This is a genomic window from Kitasatospora sp. NPDC043949, from assembly GCF_056435365.1.
In genome coordinates this window covers 84,222-101,809 of sequence record NZ_JBWKEQ010000019.1, presented here as the reverse complement: position 1 = coordinate 101,809, position 17,588 = coordinate 84,222, and the positions used below count along the sequence as shown (strand labels likewise).

Here is a 17,588-nt window from a genome sequence, read left to right as displayed (position 1 = left end):
CCGTCCGCCCGACCATTCCGCCCCCGCCCTACGGAGCCCCGCCTTGAACGACGCCGCGCACGACCTGCACGCCCCGCACTTCATCGGCATCGGCGGCGCCGGGATGTCCGGCCTGGCGAAGATCCTCGCGGTGCGCGGCGCCAGCGTCTCCGGCAGCGACTCCAAGGAGTCCGAGACCGTCCTCGCGCTGCGCGCCCTCGGCGCGACCGTGCACGTCGGCCACGCCGCCGAGCACGTGCCGGACGGCACCAGCAGCGTGGTGGTCTCCAGCGCGATCCGCGCCGACAACCCGGAGCTGGCCGCCGCCCACGAGCGCGGCATCCCGGTGGTGCACCGCTCCGACGCGCTGGCCGCCCTGATGGGCGGCCGCCGGGCGCTGGCGGTGGCCGGCACCCACGGCAAGACCACCACCACCAGCATGCTCGCCGTCGCCCTCGGCGAACTGGGCCTGGACCCGTCCTACGCGATCGGCGGCGACCTCGACACGCCCGGCTCCAACGCCCACCACGGCGCCGGCGAGATCTTCGTCGCCGAGGCCGACGAGAGCGACCGCAGCTTCCACAAGTACGCGCCCGAGGTGGCGATCGTGCTCAACGTGGAGCTGGACCACCACGCCAACTACGCCTCGATCGAGGAGATCTACGAGTCCTTCGAGACCTTCGTCGGCCGGATCACCCCCGGCGGCACCCTGGTGGTCTCCGCCGACCACGACGGCGCCCGCGAACTGACCGCCCGGGTGGCCGGCCGCGAGGGCCTCACCGTGGTGACCGTCGGCGCCGCCGAGGACGCCGACGTCCGGGTCCGCTCGGTGGTCGCCCGCGGCATGACCAGCGAGGTCACCGTCGAGCTGGACGGCGCCGAGCTGTCCTTCACCGTCTCGGTGCCCGGCCGGCACTACGCGCACAACGCGGTCGCCGCGCTGGCCGCCGGCGTCGCACTGGGCGTCCCGGCCGCCGACCTGGCCAAGGCCCTGGGCGCCTACACCGGCGTGCGGCGCCGCCTCCAGCTCAAGGGCGAGGCCGGCGGCGTCCAGGTGATCGACTCCTACGCCCACCACCCCACCGAGATGACCGCCGACCTGGAGGCGATCCGGGAGGGCCTGGAGGGCGAGGGCCGGGTGCTGGTGGTCTTCCAGCCGCACCTGTTCAGCCGCACCCAGCAGCTCGCCGAGGAGATGGGCCGGGCCCTGGCGCTGGCCGACGCCTCGGTGGTGCTGGACATCTACCCGGCCCGCGAGGACCCGATCCCCGGCGTGACCAGCGAGCTGATCATCGACGCCGCCCACCGGGCCGGCGCCGACGTCACCGCCGAGCACTCCTTCGCCGCCGCCCCCGCCGTGCTGGCCGGCCTGGCCCGCCCCGGCGACCTGCTGCTCACCATGGGTGCCGGCGACGTCACCAACCTGGGCCCCGCCATCCTGGAGGAGATCCGGGGAAGCGTGCAGCACCTCTCGAACGTTGCCTCCAACGTCTGACGTACCCCGACCGGGAGCCGTGATGAGCTACGAGATCGAGAAGACCGAGGCCGAGTGGCGGGACGAGCTGAGCCCCGAGGAGTACCACGTGCTCCGCGAGGCCGGCACCGAGCGCCCGTTCACCGGTGAGTACACCGACACCAAGACCGTCGGCGTCTACGGCTGCCGGGCCTGCGGCGCGGAGCTGTTCAGCTCCGAGACCAAGTTCGACAGCCACTGCGGCTGGCCGTCGTACTACGCGCCGCTGGCCGGGGACCGGGTCCAGTACATCGAGGACACCACGCTCGGCATGCGCCGGGTCGAGGTGCGCTGCGCCCGCTGCGGCGGGCACCTGGGCCACGTCTTCGAGGGCGAGGGCTACGGCACGCCGACCGACCAGCGGTACTGCATCAACAGCGTCTCGCTGACGCTGAAGCCGGCCGAGTAGGGCCGGCCGGTCGCGCCGCGAGGGCCCGGGTTTCCGTACGGACGGACGCCCGGGCCCTCGTGCGTCCCGGGCCGCCGGGGCCCGGACCAGCAGGGTCCGGGCCGCCGAGGGGCGGGCCGCCGGGGCTCAGGCCGCCGGGGCTCAGGCCGTCGGGGCGAAGCGGACCGGGAGGTGGACCAGGGCCCGGTGGAACGGGCCGGGGCGCCAGAGCAGGTCCTCGGCCGGGGTGGCCAGCTCCAGGTCGCTGAGCCGGCTGGTCAGCTGCTCGATCGCGGTGATCGCGATCAGCAGCGCCGGGTCGCGGGCCGGGCAGCCGTGCGGGCCGGCCGCCCAGGCCAGGTGGGCGCTCTCGCCGCTGCGCAGCTCGGTGCCGTCGGTGGGCGGCGCGGCCTGCGAGTTGGCGGCCGCGTAGGAGACCAGCACCAGCGTGCCGGCCGGGATCTCCCGGCCGTGGAAGGTGATGTCGTAGCGCGGGTAGTGGGCGGAGAGGTTGGCCAGCGGCGGCTCGTGCCAGAGCACCTCGTCGATCGCCTGGTAGGCGGTCATCGCGCCGCCGATGAGGGAGCCCGCGTAGCGGGCGTCGGTGAGCAGGCGCAGCAGGGCGTTGCCGATCAGGTTGGTGGTCGGCTCGTGCCCGGCGATCATGGTGAGGGTGATCTGCCGGATCACCTCGTCGTCCTCCAGCCCGGCCGGGTGGGTGACGAACCAGGAGGTGAGGTCGTGCCGGGGCCGCTCGCGCCGCTCGGCGACCATGGCGGTGACCACCGCGACGAGGTCCCCGTACGCGACGACGGCCTTCTCGGTGGACTCGATCATCCCGGCGATCCCGGCGACCAGCCGGGCGCTGTGCTCCCCCGGCACGCCGAACCAGGTGGTGAGGACGAAGGCCGGCAGCTGGCGGGCGTACTCGGCGATCAGGTCGGCGGTGCCGGCCGCCTCGAAGCGGTCGACCAGCTGGTGGGCGACCTCGGCGACCCGGCGCTGGAGCCGGTGCGGTTCGAGCAGGGCGAGGCCGTCGGTGATCACCGCGCGGTAGCGCGCGTGCACCTCGCCGTCGCTGAACAGGGCGGTCGGGCGGTAGCCGAGCACCGGCAGCAGCGGGTTGTCGGGGGCGACGGTGCGCTGCCAGGCGCGGGAGTCCTTGGAGAAGGTGTCGGTGTCGCGCAGCAGGTCCAGGGCGGCCTGGTAGTCGGTGACCAGCAGGGCCTCGACGCCGGGCGCGATCTCCACCGGGGCGACCGCGCCGTAGCGGCGCAGCCGGTCGTAGACCAGCTGCGGGTCGGCGGCGAAGACCGGGCCGTAGATGGGGGTCGGGCGGGTGTCGGTGGTCACGGGCGCTCCTCGGCGGCGGAGGCGGCAGGGGCGGTCGCTGCCGGGACGGCGGGCTCGGTGACGTCCGCCGGGGTGGCGAGGTCGGCGGCGTCCGCGGGGGCGGCGGGCAGGCCGTCGAGGACGTGCTCGGCCAGCGCGATCAGCGCGTCCAGGCTGGCACCGCGCTCGCGGGCGTCGCAGAGCAGCAGCGGGGTGGTGGGGTGCAGGTCCAGGTGGGCGCGCAGCACCTCGATCGAGTGGACCGGCGCGTCCGGGAAGCAGTTGACGGCGACGGCGTAGGGCAGGCCCTGCTCCTCGACCATGTCCATGATCTCGAAGGAGTCGGCGAGCCGGCGGGTGTCGGCGAGCACCAGCGCGCCGAGGGCGCCGCGGGCGATGTCCTGCCAGAGCGGGAAGAAGCGGCGCTGGCCGGGGGTGCCGAACATGTAGAGCACGAGGTTGCCGGGCAGGGTCAGCCGGCCGAAGTCGACGGCGACCGTGGTGGTGGCCTTCTCGGGCAGGCCCGCCAGGTCGTCCACCGGCCGTCCGGTCTCGGTCATCGCCTCCTCGGTGTGCAGGGTGGCGATCTCGGAGAGGGTGCGGATGAGCGTCGTCTTGCCGACCCCGAACGGGCCGGCCACCACCAGCTTCATCAGCGTCTGGTCCCGGTCGGGCAGGTAGCCCACCCGGCTCGGCCGGTCGGCCGGGCTACCGGAGCGCACGGAGTCCAACGAGGAGCCTCTCGACGATGGAGCGGTCGGTCTGCTGGGCGCGCGGGATCGGCGCGCGGGCGCGCAGGCAGCCCGCCTCGACCAGATCGGCCGCGAGGAAGACGGTGGCGCTGACCGGCAGGCGCAGGTGCGCGGCGGCCTCCACCACGGTCAGCGCGCCGGGCCGCAGCAGTTCCCAGAGCCGCTGGTGTTCGGGTTCCAGCTCGCGGGGCGGTTCGACGCGGTCCGCGAACAGCACGGTGAGCCGGTCGAAGCCGGCGGTACCGGGGCGGCTGCGGCCGCCGGTGGCCAGGTAGGCGGGCACCATCCGCCTGCGGGGTACGGCGGTCATGATCGGACGGTGGTGTCCTGCTGCCGGGTCGGACTCGCGAGGGCACGGCCCAGGGCGGCGACCTGTACCTGCATCTGGTAGGCCACGTTGCCGAGTTGGGCCTCCGGGGAGGTGAACACGGCAAGCGAGGTGTTCTCCCCGGCCGGGACGACGACGGCGTAGCCGAGGTCGGACTCGACCACGGTCTGGGCCAGCCGGGGCCGTTCGGTGTCGGTGAAGGCGCTGGTGAACGCGCGGGCGGCGGCGTGCACGGTGGCGGTCATCGCGGCGACCCGCTCGGCGGAGGCGCGGTCGAGCCCGTCCGAGGCTCCCTCGACGAGGCCGTCACCGGTGGCGATGACCGCGTGCAGCACCCCCGGCAGCTCCAGCAGCGGGGTCAGCACCCACGAGATCTCGTCGGCGGTGGTCGGGCTGGGCGTGCTGGTCACTGCTCGGCTCCTTCGGGGGTCGGGGCGGTCGGGCGGACGGTGGTGCGGGCACCGGTGTCGCGGGCGGCCGCGGTCGGGCCGCTCCCGCCGGTCGCGCTTGTCCCGGCGGTCGCGCTGGACTCGCCGGTCGTGCTGGTCCCGCGGGCGGCCTGTGCCACGGCGGCGCGGCCGGAGTCGGTGCCCTCCTGGAGCGCCTGCCAGTGGGCGGCGGCGCGCTCGGGCGTCCGCTCGGGGGCCCGGGCGGGCGGCTCGGCCGGTGCGGCGGACGGCCCGGCGGCGGGCTCGGGGGCTCCGGGGCCGTCGGCGGTGACCGGTCGGCGGCGTCGCCGACTGGGCAGGCCGGTGCCGTCATCGACCGGGTCGGCGGGGCCGGCCGGTGCGTCGGGCACCGCGTGGATGGCGGGCGCGGGGTGCGGGCCCGGCTGGTTGTGCCGGTCGGCGAGCGGGGGCGGCCCGTCGCCCTCGTCGGCGTCGCGCATCGGCGGGACGGCCTGGACGGTGGGCGCGGGGGCCGGGCCGGCGCCGGCCCGCAGCGGCAGCGGGGTGAGCACCGACAGCGGCTGCTCGTCGTCGACGACGGTCACCAGCGCGGCCGGGATGCGCAGGATGGTGCGCATCCCGCCGTACGGCGAGGGCTCGATGTGGCAGGAGAAGCCGTACTGGCGGGCCAGTTTGCCGATCACCGCGAAGCCGGTCTTGGGCGGGTTGCCGAGTTCGGTGAGCAGGACGTCGGGCGGGCCGGTCAGCAGTCGGCGGGCCCGGCGCAGCTGGTCGTCGTCCATGCCGATGCCGCTGTCGTCGATGATCACCAGCGCGCCGCGGCCGCCCTGCTGGACGGTGACCGGGATGTCGGTCTCCGGGTGCGAGTAGGCGGAGGCGTTGGCGAGGAGTTCGGCGACGGTGATGGCCAGCGGCTCGGCGGCCCGGGCGACCACGGCGAGCCGCTGCTCGCGCAGGTGGTTGGCGACCTTGATCCGGGCGTAGCCGGGCACCCGGGAGAGCGCGCCGACCACCACTTCGGCGAGCGGCGAGTCGGTGCGGGCCAGGCCGGGCCAGGCTTCGCAGAGCACGGCGACGGTCTGGATCCGGCGCAGCGCGACCTCGTTGCGGAAGTCGACCTCCAGCAGCCGGGGGTCGTCGTTGTCGTGCTGGAGCTGCTGGACCAGGCTCTGGATCTGGTAGAGCAGGGTCTGGATCCGGGAGGTGGCGCCGCGCATGGCGGCGCGGGCGGCGGCGTCGACGCGTTCGCGCTCGTCGGTGAGGGCCGCGGAGGCGGCGTCCAGGACGGACTGCAGCGCCCGGACGGCCTCGGGGCCGACGGCCTGCCCGTCCAGCGGGCCGACCAGCGGGGCGTTGGCGTGGCTGAGCCGGACGGCGGTGGCGGCCACCCGTTCCTGGGCGAGGTGGCCGATCTCGGCGAGCACGGCGGCGGTGTGCTCCTCGGCGGCGGTGAGCCGCCGTTCCGCCTCCCCGGCCCGGGTGTTCGCGGCGGCGGCCCGCTGGTCGGTCTCCCGGGTGGCGCCCTCGGCGGTGCGGGCCCGGCTCTCGGCCTCCCGGGTGCGCTCCTCGGCGGCCCGGTAGCGGCTCTCGGCGTGGTGGGTCTCCTCGGTGGCGCGCCGGGCGGCGTCCTGCGCCTCGCGCAGTTGCTGCTCGGCGCGGGCCAGCCGGCCTTCGGCGGCGCGGGCGCGTTCCTCGCCGTGGCCGCGGGCGGTCTCGGCGGCGACCGCCCGGGTGAGGGCCCGGGCCCGGCCGCGGGCGAGCACGCCCGCCGTCGCGGCGGCGACCAGCGCCAGGGCGATCAGCGCAATCTGCGCGATCTGCGTCATCGAAGTCCTCGGAAGTCCTCTGGGGGTCCGGTTGGTCGGCTGCTGCCGGGGCCGGGGCCGGCGGTGGTCCGGCCCGGGCGCGGCGGGCGGTCGGTCCCGGGCGGTCAGTCCCGGGCGGCGGCGCGCGGGCGCGGGCTGCGGGCGGCGTCCTCGGCCAGTTCGCGGGCCACCTGGGCGACCTGGCCCATGGCCACCAGGACGTTCGGCACCTCGGTGCCGTCCAGGTGTCGGTACTCGGCGGCGACGGTGAGCACCAGCCGCTCGGGCAGGCCGAGTTCGGGGTGGCGCTGCTCGGCTATCACCCGCCGGGCGGCGTCCAGCGCGGGGATCCCGGCGGTGTGCAGGGCGTGCGCGCGCTCCCGGACGTACGTCAGGTAGGCGATGTGGTGGCGAACCCCGTCGCGGTCGAGCACAGGGCCGTGGCCGGGGACGAAGATCTCGGCGCCGGTGGCCAGGATCCGCTCACAGGCGGTGATCACGTTCTCCAGCGGGCCGGCCCAGTGCACCGGGTGGTCGCCGGGGTACTCGGGGGTCGAGCCGAAGATCACGTCGCCGGTGAAGACGGCGCGCTGGTACGGGAGGTGGACGATCAGGTCGCCGCCGGTGTGGGCGGCGGGCAGGCCGGTCACCTGCACCGGGTACTCCCCCACCCGCAGTTCCAGCTCGCCGGTGAAGACGGTGTCGGGGTGCACGGGGTCGGTGGCGGACCAGTCGAACCGTCCGAAGTGCTCCCTGAGGTAGCCGCCGAGCGGGGAGTCCGGGTCGCCGCCGACGACGAGGGCGTGCTGCTGCTGCGGGGTGGGCTCGTAGTGGATGTGCTCCAGCGCCTCACGGGTGGAGATCACCTCGGCGTCCGGGACGACTCCGGCGCCCCACAGGTGGTCGCCGTTGGCGTGGGTGACGATCACCCGGTCGACCTCGACCCCGGCCGGCAGCAGGCGGCGGCTGGCGGCGAGGAACTCCCCGGCCAGGGTGGGGTCGTAGGGGGTGTCGATCCAGAGCGCGGTCTTCGCCGAGGCCAGCAGCCCGCAGTTGGCCAGGCCCCAGCCCCGCTTCGGGGGGAGCCACACGTACAGGTCCTCGGCAATCGCGCTCACGTTCGCACGGTTGATCGTCATGTGCGCGATTATGCCCAAAGTGTGTCAGGGGCGGGGCAAAACCTGTACGGCTGCCAGGAGTTGCTGCCCCAGACTCTCCCGAGCTGTCCGGTTTCGCCCCTCGTGGTCGAGACCAATCGTCTCAACCGTCGGGACGACCCGTGGACACCTCGCCCCGGAATCCCGACGGGACGTCGGACCGGGGCGCGGGCAGGGTGCGGCAGACCTCGACCGTGACGTCGACGGTGTCCAGGCCTATCACCCGCCCCTCCACCGCGACGAATCCTTTCTCCCCCGAGCGGAAGAGCGCCGCCAGCGGGGAGTTGCGGCTCGCCGCGGTCAACGCCTCCACCGCCATCGCGGAGCCGAAGGCGAACACCCCGCAGAGCACGATGCAGGGCGCCTGCCGGGGCGTGCGGGTCACGAAGATGAAGCCGTGGTCGCGGATCAGCTCCCCGGCCGGGTTGTACAGCGCCTCGAAGGTCATTCCGCCCCACCGGGCGCGGGCCTCGTCCGGGTACTCGATGGCGAAATCCGGGAACACCGCGTCCAGCACGCCGCCGGAATAGGAGTTGACGCTCGGGCCCCCGATCGAGAACGTCGGCATCCGGGGATCCTGCGCGCCGGCCACCACCAGTTCGATCGTCGCCTTCCGGTTGACCTTCCGCAGCAGGTCGGTGAGCCCCGCTATCGCCCTGGCCTCGGCCATCGGCATGAACAGCACGTTCTTCGGCCCGCGGCTGGTCAGCTGGCAGCCGTCCGTGGTGAAGGCGAACTCCGCGACCTCGATGCTCGGCGTGATGATCTGCACCCGGCTGTACGGCGCCAGCAGCGCCCGCAGGAAGCCGTAGCGCAGGAACAGTCTGGTCCGGGCGAGGGAGCGGGCCGCGAGGAATCCGATCACGGCCGGAACCGATGCGATGAACACCTGGAGCAGGATCTCCATATCATCCCCACGGAGGAAGACTCGACCACGAACTGTGTGCCCTGGTTAAGTCCCCTCCGTGGCCGGAAATACCCCCCTCGCGGCAATTCCCACCGTCAGGATCGCCGCACCCGGTGTCACTTCAAGCGCTTGATCCCCTTGCGTTCCCCCGCGCACCGCTCGTACCCCAGCCACGCGTTGATCGCGAGCATCGGCGCATTGGTCTCGTCGTTGGAGGTGTACGCGCGCCGGTAGCCCGCCGCGGCCGCCAGGCGCAGCGACTCCAGCTTGGCCAGCTTGCTCAGCCCTCGCCCGCGGAACTCCCGGCGGCAGGCGGTGAACGCGGACCAGTAGCGGTCCACCCCGTCGGTCTGCGCCATGCTGAACGCGGCCGGTTCGCCGTCCACCACGGCGACGACGGTCAGCGCCCGGTCCAGGTCCGGCCGGGCCCAGTCGCCCCGCAGCCAGTCCTCGTAGTCCAGGGCGTCCATCGGCACCTCGCCGGGCTCGTCCTGGATGGCGTCCGCCTCGACCAGGAACAGCGGGCGCGGGTCGGCCGCCCAGTCTCCGGCCGGGCGCAGCTCGACGCCGGCCGGCCGTACGGGCGCCTGCGGCAGCGGCAGCGCCAAGTCCCGTCCGCCGAACTGCGCCGCGCGCCCGAGCTCGTAGCCACGGGCGGCGGCGAAGGCCAGCGAGGCGGGCTCGTCGTCCAGCCAGGTGTGCAGCTCGCTCACTCCGTGCCCGGCCAGGTGCCGTTCGGCCGCGGCCAGCAGCGCGGTGGCCGCGCCGCGCCGCCGGAACTGCGGCAGCACGCTGCCGTTGGCGTACCCGACGCCGGTGGTCGTCGTCCCGAGCACCACCGCGCAGCGCACCGCGCCGACCACCCGGCCGTCCAGCTCGGCGACGAAGGTGCGGAAGTGCTCGCCCGGGCTCTGCCGGCCGTTAAGCCAGAGCAGGGCCTCGGAGGTCATCACCAGGTGCTCGCGCCCGGCCCGGTGGGCGGCGGCCACGGCCTCGGCGTCGTCGGGGCGGAAGTCACGGATCGTCAAAGAAGTCATGGGTTCCCACGCTAACCCCGACGCCCGTCCGGCGCCTTCGAATTTCCCCTCGCCGGTGCGCCTCACCTGCGGCAACGGCCCCGGCTCGGGACCAAAGTCCCTCACCCCCGCAGCGGCAAGCTCAAATAATGCTCTGAGAAGACCGGGCGGGGCTTGGCAGCCGTCCCACCCGGGGACATCCTCAGCACACGGCCGCGCGGTCCTGGCGACGAAGCCCGCACCACCCGGCGGCCTCCCCACCCGGCCCTCCGAAAGGGGGCGAACCGATGACCTCCCCTGCCCTGGACCTGCCCGGCTCCGCCACCCCGGCGCGGGACGGCGCGCCCCGCCTCGGCGTCGGCCTCGGCTGGCGCAGCGAGATCGACACCGTCGTCGAACGCCAACCCGGCCTGGACTGGGTCGAGGTGGTCGCCGAGAACATCTGCGCCGACCACCTGCCCGAGTCCCTGACCGTCCTGCGCGCCCGCGGCGTCACCGTCGTCCCGCACGGCGTGGCGCTCGGCCTCGGCGGCGCCGACCTGCCCGACCCCGCCCGGCTCGCCAAGCTCGCCGAGGCGGCACTCGCCCTCGACTCCCCGCTGGTCACCGAACACCTGGCGTTCGTCCGGGCCGGCGGCCTGGAGGCCGGCCACCTGCTGCCCGTCCCCCGCACCCGGGACTCGCTGCGGGTGATCGCCGAGAACGTCCGGATCGCCCAGGACCAGCTCCCGGTGCCGCTCGCCCTGGAGAACATCGCCGCCCAGCTGGCCTGGCCCGACGACGAGCTGACCGAGGGGCAGTTCCTCGCCGAACTGGTCGAGCGGACCGGCGTCCGGCTGCTGATCGACGTCGCCAACCTGCACACCAACCGGGTCAACCTCGGCATCGACCCGGCCGCCGAACTGGACCGCCTGCCGCTGGAGGCGCTCGCCTACGTCCACGTCGCCGGCGGCACCCTGGTCGACGGCGTCTGGCACGACACCCACGCCCACCCCGTCACCGAACCGGTGCTGGAGGTCCTGGCCGAACTCTGCGCACGGGTCGCACCACCCGGCGTCCTGCTGGAACGGGACGCCGACTTCCCGCCGCCCAGCGAGCTGGCCGGCGAACTGGACGCCGTCCGCCGGGTGCTGGAGGGGAGCACCCCGCGGACGGCCCCACCGGCCCCCCGCGCCGAGCCCCGGGGGACCGCGGCGGGCGCGTGCCCGAGCGGCACCCGCGCCCGGCTGGCGCGGCGCCAGGAGGACCTGCTCGCCGCCCTGGTGGCCGGCGGGCCCGTCCCGCCCGGCTTCGACCCGGACCAGGTCCGCGCCCAGTCCACCGGCCTGGCCACCAAACGGCGGGACACCGTCGCCAAGGTGGCCCCCGAACTGCCCCGCCTGCTCGGCCGGCCGTACGGGCCGCTGTTCCTCGACTACGCCCGCCGGCACCCGCAGACCGGCGGCTACCGCGCCGACGCCCGGGCCTTCGCCGCCTGGGCGCTCGCCGACGGCGGCCCGCTCGCCGCCGACCACCGCCGGTCCCTGGAGCAGTGGCTCCACCCGGCCGCCGAGCGGCCGCCCGGCGCGTTCGCCCGTCTGCGCCGAGCCCTGCGGCGCTGAGCACCCGCCTTCACCGCACACCTTCGGGGGGAACCCGCCCATGTGGCACAACACCTACTTCGTCATCCCCGCCGTCCTGCTGGTGGCGGCCTCGCTGTACGCGTCCCGGACCAAGCAGCGGGTCGGCCACGTCCCGCACGTCCAGGGCCTGCCGGGCCGCGGCCTGCCGCTGATGGACGCCGCCTTCCTGTCCGGCGGCCCCGGCCGGGTCTTCGACACCGCCCTGATCCGGATGCACCTCTCCGAGCGGGCCGTGATCAGCCGCGCCGGCCTGGTCACCCTCACCGGGCACAAGCCGTACGACGCCGTCGACCAGGCCGTCCTGGACGCCGTCGGCCGGGGAGGCAGCCGTGAACTCGCCCCGCTGCGCCGCGCCGTGATGCGCTCCGCCGCCGTGCAGGAGATCGGCGACCGGCTCGCCGACCGCGGCCTGATGCGCCACCCCGAGCGGCTGCGGCGGGCCCGCACCGCCCGGCGGCTGCTCTGGCTCGCGCTGCTCGGCGTCGCCGTCTCGACCGTCCTCTCCCACGTGCTGGACGACGGCGGCGCCGGCTCCGACCGCCCCGCGCTGTGGATCCCGGTGGTGCTCCTGGTCTTCGGCGGGATCAGCCTGCTCGTCACCTGGCCGGCCAAGGGCCGGATCACCCCGGCCGGGCGGCGCCAGCTCTCCCTGATGAAGGTCGGCACGCCGTGGACGCCGAGCGCCGGCCTGTCGCCGAAGGCGACCGGCGGCGTGCTGCTGGGCGCCCTCGCGCTCGGCGGGCTGGCCGCCGCCGGGCTGGAGGACGACGAGCTGCGGTCCGCGATGCTGGCCGCGTCCGCCCAGGACGAGGCGATGAAGTCGGCCGCCGCGAGCTCCTACGCCGCCTCCTCCTCGACGGGCTCCTCCACCAGCTCTCCCCCCAGCTCGTGCAGCTCGTCCGGGTCCTCCTGCGGGGGCTCCACGGCCTGGTGCGGCTCCTCCCACTCCGGCTCCTCCGGCTGCGGGGGAAGCGGCAGCAGCTGCGGATCCTCGTCCTCCAGCTGCGGCTCCGGCTCCAGCAGTTGCGGCTCCTCCTCGTCGAGCTGCGGGTCGTCCTCGTCGAGCTGCGGTGGTGGCGGCGGCTGCGGCTCCTGACGTCACAGTTCGGTATCGCGGTCCGGGAAGCCGTTCCCCGCGCCATCGGCCCAGGCATACAACAAGCCCATGTGGTTGCTGTTCCTGATACCGGCGTGCGTCGCGGCGGTCCTCTCGTGTCTCCGGCTCGTCCGGACGACCGCCACCGCCGACGCCCTGGCCGAGGCGGACGGCCTGCGCCCGCCCGAGGCCGTCGGGATCGGGCTGTACGAGACGGCCTACCTGGCCGGCGGCCCGGACCGGGTGGTCGAACTCGCCCTCGTCCTGATGGCCGGCCGGGGCCGGCTGCACCTGGCGCACACCGGCTGGACCACGGTGGTCGACCCCCGGGGCCGCAGCCGCCTGGAGCGCGCGGTCATCGTCACCGTCGGCCCCGACGGCCAGTGCCGCACCGACGGGCTACGCCGGGCGATGGCCGAGCACCCGACCGTCCTGGAGATCGGCGCCCGGCTCTCGCTGGCCGGCCTGGCCACCCCGGCCCTGGTCCAGCGCAGCACCGTCCTGGTGGTCCGGCAGGTGCGGCACGCACTGCTGCTGACGCTCCTCCTGCTGGCCGCCGCGCTGACCCTCACCGGCTTCACCGGCGGTGACACCGTCGCCCCGCTCGCCTGGTTCTCGCTGCCGCTGGTGCTCACCTCGGGCACCCTGCTGATGGCCCGGGTCGACGTCTACCCCTACACCCGCTGGGCGTCCCCGGTCGGCCAGGAGGTGCTGCGCGAGGTCCGCCCGGCCCGCCAGCACGGCCTCGCGGACGACGAGGAGCGCGAACTGCTCACCGCCGTCGCCATGAACGGCCCCGCCGTCCTCCCCGACCCCCGCCTGCGCGCCGCCCTCCGCCCCCACCGGACGTGACACGCAAACGGGGCCCGCCGAAGCGGACCCCGTTCACCGATCCCGCGGAACTCAGGCCAGGCCGTTGAGCAGCTCGCTGACCGGCTTGCGGCGGCCGGTGAAGAACGGCACCTCCTCGCGGACGTGCAGCCGGGCCCGGGAGGGGCGCAGGTCGCGCATCAGGTCGACGATGCGGTGCAGCTCGTCCGCCTCGAAGGCGAGCAGCCACTCGTAGTCGCCGAGCGCGAACGAGGCCACCGTGTTGGCCCGCACGTCCGGGTAGCCGCGGGCCATCTGGCCGTGCTCGGCGAGCATCGCGCGCCGCTCGGCGTCCGGCAGCAGGTACCACTCGTAGGAGCGGACGAACGGGTACACGCAGACGTAGTCGCGCGCGCGCTCGTCGGCGAGGAACGCCGGGATGTGCGACTTGTTGAACTCGGCGGGGCGGTGCAGCGCCATGTTGGACCAGACCGGCTCCAGCTGACGGCCCAGACCGGTGCGGCGGAAGCGGTTGTACGCCTCCTGCAGGTCGTCCGAGTCCTCGGCGTGCCACCAGACCATGAGGTCGGCGTCCGCGCGCAGACCGGACACGTCGTACGTGCCGCGCACCGTCACGTCCTTCGCGGCCAGCTGGGCGAACAGCTCGTCCACCTCGGCGGCCAGCGCCGTCCGGTCCTCGGGCAGCGTGCCCTTGAGCTTGAACACCGACCACATGGTGTAGCGGATGACCTGGTTCAGGTCGCGCGCCTTCTTCTTCTCGGGCTGCTGCTCCGGCTGCCGCTCAACGGTCTCAGTCATGCGCCCATTGTCCTCTCCGTGGAACCTTCCCCGGTTGCCGGGGTCAACAGTTTGTCGAGGGCGGCCACCGCGGCGGCCGCCGAGCCGATGCAGGCCGGAATGCCGACCCCGTCGTACGCGGCGCCGCACAGCGCCAGTCCCCCCACCCCGGCCGCCGCCGCCCGGACCCGGGCCACCCGGTCCAGGTGGCCCACCGGGTACTGCGGCAGGCCCGCCCGGAAGCGCGAGACGGCGGTGTCGTACGGCCGGGCGGTCAGGCCGATCGCCTCCCGGAGGTCCGCCAGCGACCGGGCCACCAGCTCCTCGTCCGGCAGCTCCAGTGCCTCCTCCTCGCGGTAGCGGCCCAGCGAGGTGCGCAGCAGGAACGCGTCCGGGGCGGAACGTTCCAGCCAGCCCCACTTGTTGGAGGAGAAGGTCGACGCCTTGATCCGCCGCCCGTCCACCGGCGGCACCAGGAACCCGCTGCCGGCCGGCAGCTCCGCCAGGTCGGCCCGGCGGAACGCCAGGGTCACCAGCGCCATGCCCGCGTACTCGACGGCGTCCAGCTCGGCGGCCGCCGCCGGCGCGTCCGCGCGCAGCAGCCGGGCCGCGGCCGGCGCCGGGACGGCCAGCACCACGGCGTCCGCGTGCAGCACCTCGCCGTCGCCGGTCACCACCCGCCAGCCCCCGGGGGTGCGGTGCAGCCCGTCCACCGGCGTACCGGTGCGCAGGTCCACGCCCGCCTTCCGGCAGGCGGCAGCGACGGCCTCCGGCAGGGTGCCGAGCCCGCCGCGCAGGCCCTGGAACACCGGTGTGCCGACCACCTTCGGCCGCGAGGCCAGCTCGTGCACCCCGTCGACCAGCGAGCCGCCGCCCCGCGCGATCGCCAGCAGCTGCGGCACGGCGGCGCGCAGCGAGATCTCCTCGGCCCGCCCGGCGTAGACGCCGCCCAGCAGCGGCTCGACCAGCCGGTCCACCACTTCCTGGCCCAGCCGGTCGGCGACGTAGCGGCCGATCGCCACGTCGTCCCCGACCTCGGTGGCGCCCTCGTGCCGGGCCCGCTCCAGCCCCGCGGCGGTGAGCACTCCGGAGGCCGCCAGCGCGTCCAGGTCGCCCGGGACGCCCATCACCTGCCCGCCCGGCAGCGGGCGCAGTGCGCCCCGCGTCCAGATCGAGGCCTTCGCGGTGGTCGGCGGCTCCAGTTCCTCGCCCAGCCCGACCGCCCGTGCCAGCTCCACCGCCTCCGGCCGCCGCGCGAGCATCGACTCGGCCCCCAGGTCCACCCGGACCCCGCCGACCTCGCCGCCCCGCAGCTTCCCGCCGACCCGCTCCGACGCCTCCAGCAGCGTCACCCGCGCCCGCACCGGCCCCCCGGCGGCCCCGCTCAGAAAGGCGGCCGCAGCCAGCCCCGCGATCCCACCACCGACGACGACGACCTGTGCATCCGACATGCCTCGCAGTCTCGCAGGTCTTTACACCGGGCCCTCAATCCGCCAGCGCGTTCAGGTCGATCATGATCGGGAACGGCACCGGGCGCTCCAACGACTCCCGGAAGATCCCGGCGGGCACGTACGCCGAGGTCGCCTGGTCCAGCTCGTAGACGTGTACGGCTGGCCGACCGCCCTCTTCCTCCTCGACGATCCAGTAGTGCGGGATCCCTGCCTCGGCATACTTGCGGACCTTGACGAAACGGTCACGGTCTACGGACTCAGGCGAGACGACCTCGATGACGAGCAGGACTTCATCAGGAGTGAACTGCGTGCGCTTTCTCTCGAAATTGGCCTTGACGACGAGAACGTCCGGCTCGGGACGGTTCCGCCTGTCGAGCTTGATCGACATCTCCCGCCCGACCCTGACCCCTTCCGGGACCTGGGGAATCAGCGCCATCTTCAGGTTGTCGACAACTTCACCGTGCCACCAGCGCTGCGGAGACATCACGAAGACCAGTGCCCCATCGATCAGTTCGGTGTGGCGCGGCGCCTGCGGCAGGTGGTCGAGGTCATCGGCAAACCAGCCCTCGTCTCTGGGCGCGTACATCCAGTCCGGCAGCTCGCTCATGCTCCCAAGATAGCGAGTTCCGAGGCCCTGCGAGCCGCTGCCTAGGCTGTGTGCTATGGAACCGATCGTGGTGAGTGCGTGTCTGGCCGGGGTGCCGTGCCGGTACGACGGGCGGGCGAAGGCCTCGCCGGACGTGGTGGGGCTGGTCGAGGCGGGGCGGGCGGTGGTGGTGTGCCCGGAGGGGGCCGGCGGGCTGCCGACCCCGCGCCCTGCGGCGGAGATCGTCGGCGGGGACGGGGCGGACGTGCTGGACGGGCGGGCCCGGGTGGTGGACGCGACGGGCGCGGACTGTACGGCGGAGTTCGTGGCCGGGGCCCGGGCGGCGCTGGCGGCGGCCGACGCCGCGGGGGCGCGGCGGGCGGTGCTGATGGCGCGCAGCCCGTCCTGCGGCTGCGGGCGGGTGTACGACGGGACGTTCACCGGGGAGCTGCGCCCCGGGGACGGGGTGACGGCGGCGCTGCTGCGGCGGGCGGGCGTCGAGGTTGTCCGGTCCGCTGCCGAGCTGTGATCGAGTCGCGACCTCCCGGCGGGGTCCGCTCGGGGCGTTCCTTCGTCCAATGGGCAGATCTCACAGCGGACTTGGGGAGGGCTTCGGAATGGGGAGACGGGCAGGAGCGGGGGCGCTGGCGGTAGCGACCGCGGGCGTGCTGCTGGTCGGGGCGTGCAGCGCCGGCGGTGCGGGCCGGGCGGGGGAGGCGGCGAAGGCGGACGCCGTCGCCCCGGCGGCACCGGCGGCACCGGCGGCCGCGCCGAGCGTCGCCGGGACGGCTCCGGCGGCGGGGGCGAGTGCCCAGCCGGTCGCGGACAACCGGCTGATCGCGTACACCGCGCAGTTGACGCTGCGGACCGGGGACGTCGCCCAGGTGCTGGCGAAGGCCCGGGAGTTGACGGCGGCCGCGGGTGGCTACGTCGGCGCCGAGTCGGTCTCCGGCGCGGTGGAGGGCGGGCCGGGGAGCACGGCGGGGGGCGAGGCGGGCGGCCAGCTGACGCTGAGGATCCCCTCCGCCGCCTACCAGCAGACGCTGGACCAGCTGGCCGCGCTGGGCCAGGTGGTGTCCCGCAGGAGCCAGGCGGACGATCTGACCCAGCAGGTCGCGGACGTGGCGAGCCGGGTGCAGACCCAGCAGGCGAGCGTGGAGCGGGTGCGGGCGCTGATGGGGCAGGCGAAGTCGCTGAGCGAGGTGACCACGCTGGAGGCCGAGTTGAGCCGCCGGGAGGCCGACCTGGAGTCGCTCCAGAAGCAGCAGAAGGAGCTGGCCGGCAAGACCTCGCTCTCGACCGTCACGCTGGACGTGCGCCGTGCGGCCGCCTCGCCGACGCCCACCCCGGCACCGCCGAAGGGCGGCGGCGAGGGCTTCGGGGCGTCGGTCGGCTCCGCGCTGGGCGGCGGCTGGCACGTGCTGGTGGCGATCGTGCGCGCCCTGGCGGTGGGGCTCGCGGCGGTGGCGCCGTTCCTGCTGGTGCTGGGCGTCCCGGCGGCGCTGGTGTACCGGCTGCGGCGCCGGCGCCGCCCGGCGACCGCGCTGCCCCCGGAGTCCGGCCCGCGGGAAGGGCCCGCGGGAAGGGCCCGCGGAGGACTGAGCGAGGACTGAGCACGGCGTGCCCCCGCCCGGTCGG

General features: G+C 74.9%; 18 protein-coding genes. 7 read left to right on the top strand and 11 right to left on the bottom strand.

Annotated features, from left to right (window positions below; genetic code table 11):
- Positions 1-43: 43 nt before the first annotated feature.
- Positions 44-1,474, top strand: coding sequence for a UDP-N-acetylmuramate--L-alanine ligase (murC, locus tag AC07AL_RS17980; RefSeq protein WP_400986526.1), 1,431 nt, complete (start codon positions 44-46; stop codon positions 1,472-1,474).
- Between the two features lie 22 nt (positions 1,475-1,496).
- Positions 1,497-1,901, top strand: coding sequence for a peptide-methionine (R)-S-oxide reductase MsrB (gene msrB, locus AC07AL_RS17975; protein ID WP_063349491.1), 405 nt, complete (start codon positions 1,497-1,499; stop codon positions 1,899-1,901).
- A gap of 141 nt (positions 1,902-2,042) precedes the next feature.
- On the opposite strand, the gene AC07AL_RS17970 is transcribed toward msrB, so the two are convergent.
- The 8 genes from AC07AL_RS17970 to AC07AL_RS17935 all read right to left on the bottom strand — a co-directional run bounded on the left by AC07AL_RS17970 (position 2,043) and on the right by AC07AL_RS17935 (position 9,608).
- The gene (locus AC07AL_RS17970) at positions 2,043-3,233 is read right to left on the bottom strand and encodes a cytochrome P450 (protein ID WP_363580412.1); all 1,191 of its coding nucleotides are present in this window, start codon (positions 3,231-3,233) and stop codon (positions 2,043-2,045) included.
- Positions 3,230-3,865, bottom strand: a complete 636-nt coding sequence (locus tag AC07AL_RS17965) for a GTP-binding protein (protein ID WP_363580665.1) — start codon at positions 3,863-3,865, stop codon at positions 3,230-3,232. Before AC07AL_RS17965 ends, AC07AL_RS17970 begins: the two co-directional genes overlap by 4 nt.
- A gap of 55 nt (positions 3,866-3,920) precedes the next feature.
- On the bottom strand, positions 3,921-4,274 hold the full coding sequence (locus tag AC07AL_RS17960) for a DUF742 domain-containing protein (RefSeq protein WP_350885830.1): 354 nt from the start codon (positions 4,272-4,274) through the stop codon (positions 3,921-3,923).
- On the bottom strand, positions 4,271-4,702 hold the full coding sequence (locus AC07AL_RS17955) for a roadblock/LC7 domain-containing protein (protein ID WP_363580410.1): 432 nt from the start codon (positions 4,700-4,702) through the stop codon (positions 4,271-4,273). The genes AC07AL_RS17960 and AC07AL_RS17955 overlap by 4 nt, the downstream gene beginning before the upstream one ends.
- On the bottom strand, positions 4,699-6,528 hold the full coding sequence (locus tag AC07AL_RS17950; RefSeq protein WP_478317785.1) for an ATP-binding protein: 1,830 nt from the start codon (positions 6,526-6,528) through the stop codon (positions 4,699-4,701). The genes AC07AL_RS17955 and AC07AL_RS17950 overlap by 4 nt, the downstream gene beginning before the upstream one ends.
- 104 nt (positions 6,529-6,632) lie before the next feature.
- Complete coding sequence (locus AC07AL_RS17945) at positions 6,633-7,646, bottom strand: MBL fold metallo-hydrolase (protein ID WP_363580406.1); 1,014 nt, start codon at positions 7,644-7,646, stop codon at positions 6,633-6,635.
- Between the two features lie 121 nt (positions 7,647-7,767).
- A complete protein-coding gene (locus AC07AL_RS17940) occupies positions 7,768-8,571 on the bottom strand; it encodes a hypothetical protein (protein WP_363580404.1) in 804 nt (267 codons plus the stop codon).
- Between the two features lie 116 nt (positions 8,572-8,687).
- The gene (locus AC07AL_RS17935) at positions 8,688-9,608 is read right to left on the bottom strand and encodes a GNAT family N-acetyltransferase (RefSeq protein WP_363580402.1); all 921 of its coding nucleotides are present in this window, start codon (positions 9,606-9,608) and stop codon (positions 8,688-8,690) included.
- 266 nt (positions 9,609-9,874) lie between these two features.
- Between AC07AL_RS17935 and AC07AL_RS17930 the strand changes: the two genes are divergently transcribed.
- The 3 genes from AC07AL_RS17930 to AC07AL_RS17920 all read left to right on the top strand — a co-directional run bounded on the left by AC07AL_RS17930 (position 9,875) and on the right by AC07AL_RS17920 (position 13,157).
- Complete coding sequence (locus tag AC07AL_RS17930; RefSeq protein WP_400986532.1) at positions 9,875-11,188, top strand: MbnB/TglH/ChrH family RiPP precursor modification enzyme; 1,314 nt, start codon at positions 9,875-9,877, stop codon at positions 11,186-11,188.
- A 40-nt stretch (positions 11,189-11,228) separates the two neighbouring features.
- Complete coding sequence (locus AC07AL_RS17925) at positions 11,229-12,305, top strand: TIGR04222 domain-containing membrane protein (RefSeq protein WP_478317784.1); 1,077 nt, start codon at positions 11,229-11,231, stop codon at positions 12,303-12,305.
- 69 nt (positions 12,306-12,374) lie between these two features.
- Complete coding sequence (locus AC07AL_RS17920; RefSeq protein WP_363580396.1) at positions 12,375-13,157, top strand: TIGR04222 domain-containing membrane protein; 783 nt, start codon at positions 12,375-12,377, stop codon at positions 13,155-13,157.
- Between the two features lie 51 nt (positions 13,158-13,208).
- Here the strand turns inward: AC07AL_RS17920 and hemQ are convergent, their stop codons facing one another.
- From hemQ to AC07AL_RS17905, 3 genes are read right to left on the bottom strand one after another with little or no spacing between them, the layout of a single operon-like run.
- Complete coding sequence (hemQ, locus tag AC07AL_RS17915; RefSeq protein WP_363580394.1) at positions 13,209-13,934, bottom strand: hydrogen peroxide-dependent heme synthase; 726 nt, start codon at positions 13,932-13,934, stop codon at positions 13,209-13,211.
- Positions 13,931-15,364 (bottom strand): protoporphyrinogen oxidase, encoded by a 1,434-nt coding sequence (hemG, locus tag AC07AL_RS17910; protein ID WP_478317783.1) that lies wholly within the window; start codon positions 15,362-15,364, stop codon positions 13,931-13,933. Before hemG ends, hemQ begins: the two co-directional genes overlap by 4 nt.
- Before the next feature lie 34 nt (positions 15,365-15,398).
- Complete coding sequence (locus AC07AL_RS17905; RefSeq protein ID WP_363580390.1) at positions 15,399-15,971, bottom strand: Uma2 family endonuclease; 573 nt, start codon at positions 15,969-15,971, stop codon at positions 15,399-15,401.
- A gap of 55 nt (positions 15,972-16,026) precedes the next feature.
- Between AC07AL_RS17905 and AC07AL_RS17900 the strand changes: the two genes are divergently transcribed.
- A complete protein-coding gene (locus AC07AL_RS17900; protein ID WP_363580388.1) occupies positions 16,027-16,479 on the top strand; it encodes a 2-thiouracil desulfurase family protein in 453 nt (150 codons plus the stop codon).
- A gap of 88 nt (positions 16,480-16,567) precedes the next feature.
- Positions 16,568-17,563 (top strand): DUF4349 domain-containing protein, encoded by a 996-nt coding sequence (locus tag AC07AL_RS17895; protein WP_478317782.1) that lies wholly within the window; start codon positions 16,568-16,570, stop codon positions 17,561-17,563.
- Positions 17,564-17,588: the final 25 nt, after the last annotated feature.

Excerpts from the sequence above, each read along its gene's own strand:
- AC07AL_RS17925 (WP_478317784.1), top strand. The coding sequence starts at position 11,229 with ATGTGGCACAACACCTACTTCGTCATCCCCGCCGTCCTGCTGGTGGCG.
- AC07AL_RS17930 (WP_400986532.1), top strand. The coding sequence starts at position 9,875 with ATGACCTCCCCTGCCCTGGACCTGCCCGGCTCCGCCACCCCGGCGCGG.
- msrB (WP_063349491.1), top strand. The coding sequence starts at position 1,497 with ATGAGCTACGAGATCGAGAAGACCGAGGCCGAGTGGCGGGACGAGCTG.
- AC07AL_RS17945 (WP_363580406.1), bottom strand. The coding sequence starts at position 7,646 with ATGACGATCAACCGTGCGAACGTGAGCGCGATTGCCGAGGACCTGTAC.
- AC07AL_RS17940 (WP_363580404.1), bottom strand. The coding sequence starts at position 8,571 with ATGGAGATCCTGCTCCAGGTGTTCATCGCATCGGTTCCGGCCGTGATC.
- AC07AL_RS17935 (WP_363580402.1), bottom strand. The coding sequence starts at position 9,608 with ATGACTTCTTTGACGATCCGTGACTTCCGCCCCGACGACGCCGAGGCC.
- AC07AL_RS17905 (WP_363580390.1), bottom strand. The coding sequence starts at position 15,971 with ATGAGCGAGCTGCCGGACTGGATGTACGCGCCCAGAGACGAGGGCTGG.
- AC07AL_RS17895 (WP_478317782.1), top strand. The coding sequence starts at position 16,568 with ATGGGGAGACGGGCAGGAGCGGGGGCGCTGGCGGTAGCGACCGCGGGC.
- AC07AL_RS17950 (WP_478317785.1), bottom strand. The coding sequence starts at position 6,528 with ATGACGCAGATCGCGCAGATTGCGCTGATCGCCCTGGCGCTGGTCGCC.
- AC07AL_RS17965 (WP_363580665.1), bottom strand. The coding sequence starts at position 3,865 with ATGAAGCTGGTGGTGGCCGGCCCGTTCGGGGTCGGCAAGACGACGCTC.
- hemQ (WP_363580394.1), bottom strand. The coding sequence starts at position 13,934 with ATGACTGAGACCGTTGAGCGGCAGCCGGAGCAGCAGCCCGAGAAGAAG.
- AC07AL_RS17960 (WP_350885830.1), bottom strand. The coding sequence starts at position 4,274 with ATGACCGCCGTACCCCGCAGGCGGATGGTGCCCGCCTACCTGGCCACC.
- hemG (WP_478317783.1), bottom strand. The coding sequence starts at position 15,364 with ATGTCGGATGCACAGGTCGTCGTCGTCGGTGGTGGGATCGCGGGGCTG.
- AC07AL_RS17920 (WP_363580396.1), top strand. The coding sequence starts at position 12,375 with ATGTGGTTGCTGTTCCTGATACCGGCGTGCGTCGCGGCGGTCCTCTCG.
- AC07AL_RS17900 (WP_363580388.1), top strand. The coding sequence starts at position 16,027 with ATGGAACCGATCGTGGTGAGTGCGTGTCTGGCCGGGGTGCCGTGCCGG.